General features: G+C 74.0%; 6 protein-coding genes and 1 pseudogene. 3 read left to right on the forward strand and 4 right to left on the reverse strand.

Translation table 11 applies throughout. The features are described 5' to 3' along the window. Window positions 1-122: 122 nt before the first annotated feature. The 3 genes and pseudogenes from tilS to dacB form a co-directional block, all read right to left on the reverse strand. Window positions 123-1,061 carry a tRNA lysidine(34) synthetase TilS gene (gene tilS, locus ACGFI8_RS06550; protein WP_392800819.1) on the reverse strand — a complete coding sequence of 313 codons (939 nt, stop codon included), beginning with the start codon at window positions 1,059-1,061 and terminating at the stop codon, window positions 123-125. A gap of 976 nt (window positions 1,062-2,037) precedes the next feature. Next, window positions 2,038-3,078 (reverse strand): annotated as a pseudogene (locus tag ACGFI8_RS06555) (zinc-dependent metalloprotease); the annotation flags it as partial. A gap of 88 nt (window positions 3,079-3,166) precedes the next feature. Continuing rightward, window positions 3,167-4,564 (reverse strand): D-alanyl-D-alanine carboxypeptidase/D-alanyl-D-alanine-endopeptidase, encoded by a 1,398-nt coding sequence (dacB, locus tag ACGFI8_RS06560; protein WP_392800822.1) that lies wholly within the window; start codon window positions 4,562-4,564, stop codon window positions 3,167-3,169. Window positions 4,565-4,645: 81 nt separating this feature from the next. Here dacB and ACGFI8_RS06565 point away from each other — a divergent pair, with 81 nt between their 5' ends. Then, entirely contained in the window at window positions 4,646-5,185 is a 540-nt protein-coding gene (locus ACGFI8_RS06565; RefSeq protein WP_345123715.1) for an inorganic diphosphatase, read from the forward strand. A 129-nt stretch (window positions 5,186-5,314) separates the two neighbouring features. Here ACGFI8_RS06565 and eccD read toward each other — a convergent pair whose 3' ends face one another. Then, window positions 5,315-6,652 (reverse strand): type VII secretion integral membrane protein EccD, encoded by a 1,338-nt coding sequence (eccD, locus tag ACGFI8_RS06570; RefSeq protein ID WP_392800825.1) that lies wholly within the window; start codon window positions 6,650-6,652, stop codon window positions 5,315-5,317. A 132-nt stretch (window positions 6,653-6,784) separates the two neighbouring features. Between eccD and eccCa the strand changes: the two genes are divergently transcribed. Together eccCa and mycP are read left to right on the forward strand one after the other, a co-directional pair. After that, window positions 6,785-10,801, forward strand: a complete 4,017-nt coding sequence (gene eccCa, locus ACGFI8_RS06575; protein ID WP_392800827.1) for a type VII secretion protein EccCa — start codon at window positions 6,785-6,787, stop codon at window positions 10,799-10,801. 492 nt (window positions 10,802-11,293) lie between these two features. Continuing rightward, a complete protein-coding gene (gene mycP / locus ACGFI8_RS06580; RefSeq protein ID WP_392800829.1) occupies window positions 11,294-12,604 on the forward strand; it encodes a type VII secretion-associated serine protease mycosin in 1,311 nt (436 codons plus the stop codon). Window positions 12,605-12,608: the final 4 nt, after the last annotated feature.

Below are 12,608 nucleotides of genomic sequence, written 5' to 3' on the forward strand. Positions count from 1 at the left end.
CCGGCGGCGGTCGGTAACCCAGCGCCGCCCCGCCGACGCGCGGCTCGGATCCCGACACACGACCTCTTCCGCGGCTTCTTACGTGGCTTCCTTGCGCGGCCCGACGGCTCAGTGGCTGATGGTCAGCGTTCGGCTCGCAGCACGCCATCGGCCCGGGCGACCCACAAGCTGTCCGGCAGCGCGACCGCCCCCTGCCCGTGCCAGTTCACGACCAGCGCATCCAGCGCCGCGACGTGGCGGTGCGACAGCGCGCTACCCGGCGCCCCGAGCCGCAGCGCCCAGGCGTGCAGCACCCGGGTCCGGATCGGCCCGGGCAGCCGGACCAGCGCATCGACCGACAACCCTGGCACCCGCGGCGCACCGGACCCGATCGGCCCGTCGTCGCTCGCGATGCCGCCGCCGTCGTCGAGCGCCTTCTCCAACGCCTCGGCGGCCAGTTCGTCCAGGTAGTTCGAGTCCGCCCCTACGAGGCGGGCGGTCCGCGCCAGGTTGTCCACGACCCCGGCGCCGAGCGCCTCGACGAGCGGCCGGATGCGCGACCGGGCGTACGCGGCGTCCACGTTGTGCGGATCGTCCCACACCGCCAGCCCGTCCACCTCGCACGCGGCCCGAGTCTCGGCCCGGCTCACGTCGAGCAGCGGCCGTACGAACAGCACACCGTGCCGCTCCCGCCGCTCCGGCATCCCGGCCAGCCCGCGCGGCCCCGACCCGCGCGCGAGCGCGAGCAGCACCGTCTCGGCCTGGTCGTCGCGGGTGTGCCCGAGTAGCACCATCGCGGCTCGGTGCTCGCGGGCGGCCGCCTCGAGCGCCGCATACCGCGCCTCCCGCGCAGCCGCCTCCGGCCCGCCCGCCCCGTCGACGCGCACCGCCCGCACGTCGACCGGCGCGAACCCGCGCTCCCGCGCCCACTCCGCCAGTCGCGCCGCCCGCTCGCCAGAGCCGGCCTGCAGCCCGTGGTCCACGGTCACCAGCCCGCAGCGCACCCCCGCCCGCCGCGTGACAAAGCGCGCCGCGACGGCCAGCGCCAGCGAGTCCGCCCCGCCAGAACACGCAACGAGCACCGTGTCCCCGGCCGCAACCCCCGACCTCGCCGAAACCCCCGACCTCGCCGAAACCCCCCACTCCGCCGAGGCTTCCGACCCCACCGAGCCCCGGGCGCCCACCAAGGCCTCTGGCTCGGGCGAGACTCCGCCGCCGAGCGAGCCCCCCGGCCCGGGCGAGAGCTCGGCACCCATCGACACATCCGAGCCCGGGGGGACTCCGGCATCCGCTGGGGCCTCGGCCCTGACCGAGCCCCCCTTCCAGGCCTCGGCGCTCTCCGAGACCCAGACAACCGGCGCCCCCGGAGAGGTCCGAGACCGCCCGGCCGCGAACCCGGGTCCGTTCCCGCTCAGACTGCGCCGCACCGCGTTGCGAACCGCGGCGACGGCCGGCGCGAGCGCGGCCACCCGATCAGCCGCTGCTGCTGGCCGGCTTGGCGGGCCCAGCGCCGCCGACCTCATCGCTCCCTGCCTTGCCAGCGTCCGCCTCACCGCCGTCAGCCTTACCGCTTTCCGCCTCGGCTTCGGCAGGCTCGAAGGCGCCGATCGGCCCGGGCGCCTCGACCGCCGCGTCATGCACGACCTCGGGCTCATCGGACCCGGCCTTGTGCACGACCTCGGCCACCCCCTCGGCCGCCCCAGTCTGAGCCTCGGCGGGGTCGCCCTCGGCGGTCCCCGCCGTGGATGCCGCGGCGCCGGGCTCGATCTCGGCCGGGTCGTCCTTCGGCTCCTCGGGCGCGGCAGTGGGCTGCGCCGGCGAGGTGACGTTCGCGCCTGGGGCGGGCTGGTGCGGTACCGAATCCGGGGCCGCAACGATCGCGGTCTCCTCGGGGGTCAGGCCGGCCACCTCGGTCGACTCCGCGACGCCCGCCTCAGCTGGGGAACTGTCGACCGGCTCGGGCACCGTCGGCACCGGGGCCGGCGGGGCCTCCGTCACCGCGGCCTGGGCGGCGATCGGGGCCGCCGGCACGTTGACGGGGCGGTGCAGCGCGCTCGCGCCGAGCACGCGCACGACCCATGCGTCGGGGTCGGTCAGCTCGTCGAGGCGCGGGATGGTCAGCGGCGACTGCCAGATCTTGTTGAACCCGTCCATGCCGACCCGCTCGACAACGGCGTGGACGAACTTACGGCCCTCGGCATACTGCCGCAGCTTGACGTCGACGCCGAGGAGCCTGCGCAGGACCCGGTCGAGCGGGTTGCCGGCCTCGCGGCGCCGGTTGAACTTGCCGCGAATCTCCTCGACGCTGGGGATCACCTCCGGACCGACGCCGTCCATGACGAACTCGGCGTGGCCCTCCAGCACCGTCATCAGCGCGGTCAGCCGATCGAGCACGGCCTTCTGCCCCGGCGTCTGGACCAGGTCGAGCACCGAGACCCGGCTGTTGGGGTCGCGCACCACGTCGGCGAGGGCGCCGATGCCGCGGCGAATGCGCTCGGCGAGCTGGTCCTGGTTGAGCTGGGAGGCGTCGACGAACGCGCCGACCTCACCCAGGAAATAGCCCCGCATCCAGGGCACGGCGGTGAATTGCACCCGGTGGGTCACCTCGTGCAGGCAGACCCACAGGCGGAAGTCACGGGACTCGGCGCCGAGCTTGCGTTCCGCCTCGACGATGTTGGGCGCGACGAGCAGCAACTGCCCCGGATCGGTGGAGAAGACCTCGTACTGACCGAGGACCTTGCCCGACAGGTACGCCAGCACGGTCCCGGCCTGCACGCCGGTGAGCCGCGAGCCGATGGCCCCGACGATCGCTCCCGGCGCCTTGCCGCCGGCGAGCCGCTCGGCCAGCGGCTGGATGACCTGCCGGAGGCCGTCGATGTTGGTGGCGGCCCAGTCGCGGCGGTCGACGACACGCACCGGGGGCCCTTGGATCATGGCCTTCAGGCCGGTGAAATCCGTGACGTGCCCGACCGCCTCATCGGCCAGTTCACGCAGGTCGGTGACCGCGGTCGCGGCCTCCTCGTAGGACACGGCGGGGCCGCTCTTGCCCAACGCCGCTGCGGTTGCTGCGGCCAGATCCCAATCGACGAACTGCGCCATGACCCAACCGTACCCGCGCTGGGCCAGCGGCGTGGGGGGTGGAAACCCTGAGTACACCCTGATCGACACTGTGTGAGCACGGCCCTGCTCAGCGGCAACCACACGCGGCGAGAGCTGCGGCGACACGGTCCAGCGCGATGACGGCCTGGCTCCCGTTGGTCGTCTGGTCGGCCATGAACGCGAACGCCAGCGTCCGCCCGTCGGCGTCCACGACGATCCCGGTGAGCGAATTGACGCCGGTGAGCGTGCCCGTCTTCGCCCGCACCAGCCCGGCGGCGGATCCGCCCTCCTGCGACTTGACGTACCGCGTGGAGAGCGTGCCCGAGTAGGCCGCGACGGGCAGTCCGCTGAAGATCGCGTGCAGCTCGCCCCGGTCGGCCCGCGCGGCCATCGCCAGGATGCCCGTCAGCAGGGCGGGCGACAGCCGGTCGTTGCGGGAGAAGCCGCTGCCGTCGACCAGGCCGTACCCCGCGACCGGCAGCCCGAGGTCCTGCAGCACGGTCTTCATGGCCGTGGTGGCGCCCTCGAACGAGGCCGGTTGGTTCTTGGCCAGGGCCACCTGCCGGGCGAGCGCGTCCGCGAGCACGTTGTCGCTCTCCTGCAGCATGAACTCGACCATCCGGGCCAGCGGCGCCGACTCGACCTTCCCCAGCTCCCGCGCGCCCTGCGGCGCGGTGCCGGCGGCGACCGCGTTCGCGGGCACCCCGAGCGCCTTGGCGAACGCCTGTGCGGCCTGCTGGTCCGGCTGGGCGTACCGGTCGGAGTACTTCGTCGACTTCGTCCGTCCGCCCTCGGTCATCAGCGGCGTGATCACGGCCCCGGACCCGCCGGTCGTCGCGTCGGGGTCCCAGCCCGGCCCGATGCCGGACCCGCTGAACACCGAGACGTCGTAGGTCACCTTCGTCGGCGCTGTGTCGCCGAGCGTCTTCTTGACCTGCACCGCGAGGTCGTCGATGCGAGCCGCGCCCGGGTAGTACGACGTCGGGAAGACCCCCAGCGTCGGGTCGCCGCCGGCGACGATCACGACCTCCCCTGGCTGCACTCCCGCGACGACTCGGGTCTCGATTCGGTACGCCGGGCCACGCGTCGCCAGCACCGCCGCCGCCGTCACCACCTTGGTGGTCGACGCCGGGGTCATCGCGGCGTCCTGCTCCGACGAGAAGATCGACTGTCCGGTGGACACGTCGACCACCGACGCCGTGATGTGCGGGCCGAGCGCCTGCGCGGACAGCAGCGGGGCCAACGACGCGGACACGCCCGACTGCGTCGGCAGCGGCGCCTGGGTGTCCATCGCCGCGAGCACCGGCGGCGGCGCCGGCGGGGTCGTGCCCGCGCGCCAGTGCGCCTTCGGTTTGCCCGAGAGCGTGTCCACGATCTCCGAGCCCGCGAACACGGTGGTCGCGGCCAGGGCGAGCGCGACCACCAGCGCCACGACGGCGCCGATCAGACCGGCGCGCCCGCCGCGCTGTGGTGTTTCCCTCGCCACCGGACCCTCCCCGTTTCACTGCACGGTGCTGTACGCGAGACTAATGGTCGGCGCAGCGGTGCGAGGGTGAGGAGTCGTCAGATGGACTTCGACGTCACGGTCGAAATCCCCAAGGGTCAGCGCAACAAGTACGAGGTTGACCACGCCACGGGCAGGATTCGGCTCGACCGGACGCTGTTCACCTCCACGCAATACCCGGCCGACTACGGCTACATCGAGGGCACGCTCGGCCAGGACGAGGACCCGCTGGACGCGCTCGTGCTCGTGCAGTCCCCGACGTTCCCCGGCTGCCTGATCCGCTCCCGCGCGATCGGCATGTTCCGGATGACGGACGAGAAGGGCGGCGACGACAAGGTCCTGTGCGTCCCGGCCGACGACCCCCGCCTCGAGCACCTGCGGGACATCCACCACCTGGGCGAGTTCGACCGCCTGGAGATCCAGCACTTCTTCGAGGTCTACAAGGACCTCGAGCCCGGCAAGAGCGTCGAGGGCGCGACGTGGGTGGGCCGGGTCGAGGCGGAGGCGGAGATCGTCGAGTCGCGCCGCCGCTACCAGGAGGCGATCGCCGCCGGCACGTACCACGACCCGGGCGTGGCCCCGATCGCTCGCCCGATCGAGTAGCCGCTCAGCAGCATCACGAGCGCCCGGCCACCGCCTTGGCCGGGCGCTCGGCCGTTTTCCGGCCCTCCCGGCGCCTGCTTCAGGCCCCTTCCCGAGGCGCCGCGAGTTTTCGGGCCCTCGCGCCCAGGGCTACGCGAAGAGCCCGTACAGCCCCAGCACCGCACAGGCCAGCGGTACGACCGCGACCACGCATAGCGTGTCGAGCAGATCGGCGGCCCGCCCCGCGTACGGCGACGCCGGCCCCACCGCCGACCGGGCGCCCGCGACGGCCACGATCAGCGCGACCAGCGGTACCGATGCGGCAATGAAACGAACGTCGACCCGGACGAACAGCGCGATCAGGACGAAACCCGCCGCGCCCGCGACGATGAGCGGCAGGCGTTGCCGAACCGTCAGGAACATCCGCGCCCGCAGCAGCAGCGCCGCGCCGGCGACCGCGACCAGCACCGTGCCGGAGACATCGCCGGATCGGACCAGCACCAGCGACGCGGCGGCGCCGGTGATCGCAAGGCCGAGCAGCATCCCGGTGAGCATCTCGTCGGTGCGCGCCACGGCCGCGAAGATCCGCGACCGGTCCGCCGCCGAGGTGAGCCCGCGCCCGCTCGATGCGAGGTCGCTGGGCAACGTCACGATCGGCATGGGCAGCTTCCCGAGCCGGATCGCCAGCAGCGGTACGCCGGCCACGCCCGCGACCAGCACGGCGAGCACGACCGCGGCCGCGGCGGCCGGGCGGGTGACGGTGGCGAGCAGCCCGCCGAGCGCGCCGAGCAGCCCGGCGGTCACCCCGGCCACGAAGACCCGCAGCAGGTGCGCGACGCCGACCGCGGCGAGCAGCGCGGCCAGTAGGAGCGCGACGGCGCCGAGCAGCGCGCGCCCCGCCGGCGTCGCTGGCTCGGGCGCGGCCAGCCACCCGCCGGCTGCCGCGAACGGCAGCGCGAAGGCGGCCAGGCCCGCGCCGACCAGAGCGTCACCGTATGCCCGGGAGGCCGTGATCCCGATGAGGACGAGCCCGACGGCGACGGCCGCGGCGGCCAGCGGCAGGCCGGCCCGGACCATCGACACCAGCGCGACCGCGAGGCCGGCGCCGGCGACCGCCAGCGAGGTCGCGCGGGTCGCGGCCGGGCTCCACGGCACGCCCTGCCGCCGGGCGCCCGCGGCGATCGCCTCGACCACGTCGTCGTACTCGAGCTCGGGCCAGCCCGTCCGAGCCGGCACCAGGTGCAGGACCGCGCCGTCGTGGACGCCCTGCCCGGCCAGCCCGGCGGCGGCCGAGAGCGTCGTGCCGTCGGCGCGGCGCAGCAGCCAGCCGCCGTGCCGCTCGCCGTCGTCGGCGAGGCCCGTCCCCGCGTGCTGCAGGAGCTCGGGCAGGAGTTCAGCCAGCGGTACCGCATCGGGCACCGCGACATCGACGCGCCGCTGGGGTGCGTTGATCGTGATGCGGGCCAGACCGGCCGAGGCGGTGGACATGGAGATAGACGTACCACGCTGTCCCGCGCCGCGTCGTCCCCGGACGGCGGCCGACTTCACACAGTGACGAACTCGTCACGAAACATCGACCGGGTCCGCGAACTGTCGTACCCGCGCCCTAGAGTCCCCGGCGTGACATCGGTCGTCGTCAAAAGATCACCTCGGCGCCCCGCTCCGGAGATCCCGAGCGGGGAGCTGATCGTGGAGGCACCCCCGGAGGTCCCGCGGGCGCCCGCGTCGCGCTGGCAGCAGATGATCCAGGTGGTACCGATGCTGACCGGCACCATCGCGACCGCCCTGCTGTTCGCGGGGCGCGACGGCGGCACGTATTCCTATGTCATCGGCGCGATCTTCGGCTTCTCCACGCTCGGCATGCTGTTCAGCTCCGCCGGCGCCGGCGCACCGAAGAAGGCGGAGATGATGACGGCCCGCCGCGAGTATCTGCGGCACCTGGCGGCGCTGCGCCGCCGCGTGCGCGACACTGCCGCCAAGCAGCGCACCGGGCTGCACTACCGCCATCCGGACCCGCACTCGCTGTGGTCCGCGGTGGACAGCTTCCGGCTGTGGGAGCGGCGGCCGACCGACGGCGACTTCGCCATCGTGCGGGTCGCGGTCGGTCCGCAGACGCTCGCCACCCCGCTCGTACCGCCGATGACCCGGCCGCTGGAGGATCTCGAGCCGATGACCGCCGCGGCGCTGCGCCGGTTCCTCGACGCGTACTCGGTGGTGCCCGACCTCCCCGTGGCGATCTCGATGCGCAGCTTCGCGCGGATTCACCTGCGGGCGGGCCGCGGGCACGGCTCGCGCGCGGGGGCGGGCGCCGGCTTGACCGGCGTGCACGACCCGGCCCGGGCGCTTACACGGGCCGTGCTCGCGCAACTGGCCGTGTTCCACGCCCCCGACGACCTGCTGATCGCGGTGTGCGTGTCGCCCGAGCGACGCGAGTGGTGGGAGTGGACGAAGTGGCTGCCGCACGCCCTCCACCCCACGCGGACCGACGCCGTCGGGCCCGTCCGGCTGTTCGCCGACACCGCGAAGGAGCTCGAGGAGCGCCTCGACGACCTGCTGCGCAGCCGCGGCCGGTTCGACGCCGACCAGGGCCGGGGCAAGTCTTCGGCGCCGCACCTGGTCGTGGTGCTCGACGGCGGCGACCTGTCCGGCAGCGCCCACCTGGGCACCGACGGCGGCATCGACGGCGTGACCCTGATCGACCTCGACCGGGAGCCGCCGCGGCTGCTCGACCGCTCCGCGATCGTGCTCGACGCGTCAAGCGGCCGGCTCATCACCATCTCGGCCGACAGCGACCTCGCCGAGCCGCAGCCGCCGATCGGGATCGCCGACGCGCTCGACCCCGCCGAGGCCGAGGCCGTCGCCCGGCGCCTGGCCCCGCTGCGGCTGGCGGTCGCCGCCGGCAGTGACCAACAGGCGGGAGACGCCCGCGAGCCCGGCGCCGACCTGGACTTCCCGACGCTGCTCGGCATCGGCGACCCGGAGACGCTCGACATCGGGAAGACCTGGGCGCCGCGCCCGCACCGCGACCGGCTGCGGATCGCGATCGGCGTCGGGCAGCAGGGCCAGCCCGTCGACCTCGACCTGAAGGAGTCCGCCGAGGACGGAATGGGGCCGCACGGCCTGCTCATCGGCGCGACCGGCTCCGGCAAGTCCGAGCTGCTGCGCACGCTGGTGCTCGGCCTGGCCGCCACGCACTCGTCCGAAACGCTCAACTTCGTCCTCATCGACTACAAGGGCGGCGCGACGTTCGCCCGGATGGACCGGCTGCCGCACGTGGCCGCCTTCATCTCCAACCTGCGCTCGGAGCTGCTGCTGGTCGACCGGATGACCGACGCGATCACCGGCGAGGTGATCCGCCGCCAGGAGGTGCTGCGCCGCTGCGGCGACTACGACTCGGTCCGCGACTACGAGCGCGCCCGGGCCGGTGGCGCACCGCTCGCGCCGCTGCCGAGCCTGCTGATCGTCTGCGACGAGTTCAGCGAGTTGCTGGAGGCGAAGCCCGACTTCATCGACCTGTTCGTGCAGATCGGGCGGGTCGGCCGATCGCTGGGGATGCACCTGCTGCTCGCCTCGCAGCGGCTGGAGGAGGGCCGGCTGCGCGGCCTGGACACCCACCTGTCGTACCGCATCGGCCTGCGCACGTTCACCTCGCTCGAGTCGCGGACGGTGCTGGGCGTGCCCGACGCGTACGAGCTGCCGAAGAAGCCCGGCGGCCACGGCATCCTGAAGTCCGGCACCGAGCCGCTGACGAGGTTCAAGGGTGCCTACGTGGGCGGGCTCTGGCGGCGCACCGGGCGGGCCGCGGCCGTGCCCGGCGGTGGTGGGCGGCCGCGGGTGATGCGGTACGGCACCCGGCACGTGCCGGTCCCGCCGGTGCCCAGGGCCGAGGTCGAGCCGGCGGAGGCGCCCGAGGGCGAGAGCCTGCTGGACATCGTCGTCGAACGGCTCGCCGGGCGGGGTGTTCCGGCGCACCAGGTGTGGCTGCCGCCGCTGGCGAGCTCGGCCCCGCTCGACGACCTGCTCGGGCCGGCGACGGTCGACAGCGCACGGGGGCTGACCGTCACCAACCCACAGCTACAAGGCGCGCTCCACGTGCCGGTCGCGCTCATCGACAACCCACTGGAACAGCGCCGCGACGCGCTGTGGTTCCGGCTGGACGGCGCGCAGGGGCACGTGGCGGTCGTCGGCGGCCCGCGCAGCGGCAAGTCCGTGGCGCTGCGCACGCTGATCACCGCCCTCGCGCTGACGCACACGCCGGCGGAGGTCCAGGTGTACTGCCTGGACTTCGGCGGCGGTCAGCTGGCCGGGCTGCGCGGGATGCCGCACGTCGGCGGGGTCGCGGGCCGGCTCGACACCGCCCTCGTCCGGCGCACCGTCGGCGAGGTCGCGTCGCTGCTCGCCGCGCGCGAGCAGCAGTTCGCGGCGGCCGGGATCGACGGCATGGCCACCTACCGGCAGCGCCGGGCGGCCGGCGGCGACGGGAGCGCCGGCGACGGCTGGGGCGACGTGTTCCTGGTCGTCGACGGCTGGCAGAGCGTACGCAAGGACTACGAGGAGCTCGAGTCCGTCCTGTTCGACATCGCGGCCCGCGGCCTGTCGTACGGCATCCACATGGTCGTCTCCGCCTCCCGCTGGATGGACCTCCGCGCCAACTTCCGCGACCTGTTCGGTGCGCGGGTCGAGCTGCGGCTCGGAGACGCGACCGACTCGCTGGCCACCCGCAAGGCAGCCGCCGGTGTGCCGGCCGACTCGCCCGGGCGGGGCATCACGCCGGAGGGCCTGCACCTGCTGGTGGTCCAGCCACAGCTCACCAACGGCGAGCCGGTCGAGCTGGTGAAGGCGATCGCCTCGTCCTGGAGTGGGGCGCCGGCACAGCCGGTACGCCTGCTGCCCGCCGTCGTGCCGTACTCGGCCGTCGCCGACGACGCCGACCCGGCGAACCGCTTCGCCCTGCCGATCGGCATCGCGGAGTCCGACCTGCGCCCGGTCCTGGTCGACTTCGCGAGCGAGCCGCACTTCATGGTGTTCGGCGGGGCCGAGTCGGGCAAGTCGACCCTGCTGCGGGTGATCGCGACCATGATCAGCACGCGGTTCACGCCGGAGGAGGCGCGGATCGTGCTGATCGACCACCGCCGGAGCCTGCTCGGCGCGGTGCGCACGGAGCACCTGATCGGCTACGGCACCGGCACGCAGCAGACCGAGGACCTGATCGCCTCGGTCGCCGACTACATGGAGCGGCGACTGCCGGGCCCCGACGTGACCGAGGAGCAGCTGCGCAGCCGTGGCTGGTGGACCGGGCCGCAGTGCTTCGTCCTCGTCGACGACTACGACCTGATCCCGACCGGCGCCGGCAACCCGCTGTCGCCCCTGTTGCCCTACCTGGCCCAGGCCCGCGACATCGGCCTGCACCTGATCCTGACCCGGCGCAGCGGCGGCGCGGGCCGCGCCCTCTACGAGCCGGTCATCCAGCGTCTCAAGGAGCTGGCATCGCCCGGCCTCATCATGTCCGGCGACCGCGAGGACGGCGTGGTGCTGGGCGACGTCAAGTTCGGGCCGCTTCCGCCGGGCCGCGGCCGCCTCGTGACGAGAAAGGAGAACGGCACTCTGATCCAGGTCGCCGACCTCCCCGCGGCGTAGCAAGACCAGACCTCCCCGCAGGCACGGACACACGACGGGCCTACGCGTTGCCGCGGGCACCGGCCCCACGCCGGCCCCGAAGGCCGGAGGCGCGCGGCGGGCGGCCACGCGCCAGGGCCGAGCCGTGCGGAAGGCCGGAGACGCGCGGCGGCCGGACACACGCCGCCGGTGGAGCTGGCTGGGGCGGGCGCTGCGAGGTTCGCCGCGGTGTCGAGGGCGGCCGGGACGGGGCGACGGAGGTTCGTGCCGGGTGGCGGGAGGCGGGCCGGGTTGCGTCGCGGGGGTTGTGTCGGCGGGGTGGGGAGGTGTCGCCGGGGTGGGGGTGGTGTCGACAGAGGTGGGGAGGTGTCGACGGGGTGAGGGTGGGTCCGCGGGAGTGGGATGGCATGGGCGACCGGTAGGGCGGGGCGGCGCTGGGCGGTAGGTTGCTCGTTGCCACCTTTCGGTGAGGTAGGCATACCGGCCTGACAGATCGGGGCACCACCGTCCAAAATGGGGTCCATCGCGCTCACCGCCATCACCCGCGCCGCCGGTCGTCTCCTCGCTATGGGGCTGTCGGCGGCGCTCGGTTGTGTGGTGGCGGTCGGGGCGGTGCCGGGTGTCGCGGTGGCCGATCAGGTCCGGGGCGAGCAGTGGCAGCTGACGGCGCTCAATGTGCGCGACGCCTGGAAGGTTTCGATCGGCAAGGGCGTGATCGTCGCGGTCATCGACAGCGGGGTCGACGCGGGGCATCCGGATCTTGCGGGGCAGGTGCTGCCCGGGATCGATCTCGTGGACCCGGAGGCGACCGACGCCGGGAAGTACGATCCCGTCGGGCACGGGACGACCGTGGCGGCGCTGATCGCGGGGAACAGCAAGGACGGCTCCGGGGTCGCGGGGATCGCGCCGGGGGCCAAGATCCTGCCGATCCGGGTCCTGGACAAGGAGAACAAGTACGACGATCCGGGCGTCGTGGCGCAGGCCGTGCGGTGGGGCGTGGACCATGGGGCGACCGTGATCAACCTGTCGCTCGGTGGCGCGATGCACAGTGAGGCGATCGCGGCTGCACTGCGGTACGCGGCGGCGCACGACGTCGTCGTCGTGGCGTGCACCGGCAACATCGCCACCGATCCGTCGATTCACCAGGTGTGGTACCCGGCCCGGGAGCCGGGGGTCGTCGCCGTCGCCGGGCTGGGGACGGCGCGCACAGGCGGGGCGAACCCGGTCGGGAACGGCGCCGAAACGCTGTGGTCGGGGTCGCTCACCGGGCCCGAGACGGTGCTGACGGCGCCGGCCGTGAACCTCATGGGAGCGCGGCCCGGCGGCGGGTACTGGCAGGTGCAGGGCACGAGCTTCGCCGCGCCGCTGGTGGCGGGGGTGGCCGCGCTGGTGCGGGCGCGGTATCCGGGGATGAGCGCGGCCAACGTGATCAACCGGCTGATCTGGACGGCGAAGGATCTGGGGCCCAAAGGGCGGGACGACCGGTTCGGGTACGGCGAGGTGGACCCCGTCGCGGCGCTGCGCAACAGCGTGCGCGAGGTGGCCACGAACCCGCTGACGCCGGCGCCGATGCAGCCCGGGGTGTCGCCGGTGATGAGTGGGAGCGCGCAGGCCGAGGGGGCGCCGCCGATGCGGCCGGGCGGGGCGGCGCCGATGCCGTCCACCTCGACGGAGGACCCGGAGCTCGAGCGGCTGGCGGGCGACGGACGGGCCGGGGCCAGCGCGGTCGCCGGGCTGGTGGTCATGCTGCTGATCATGGTCGGCGGGGCGACCGGCGTCCTGCTGCACCATCGCCGCCAGGCCAAAGGACCACCGACGCTGTAAGAGC

This window comes from Dactylosporangium sp. NPDC048998, assembly GCF_043197855.1.
Lineage (GTDB): Bacteria > Actinomycetota > Actinomycetes > Mycobacteriales > Micromonosporaceae > Dactylosporangium.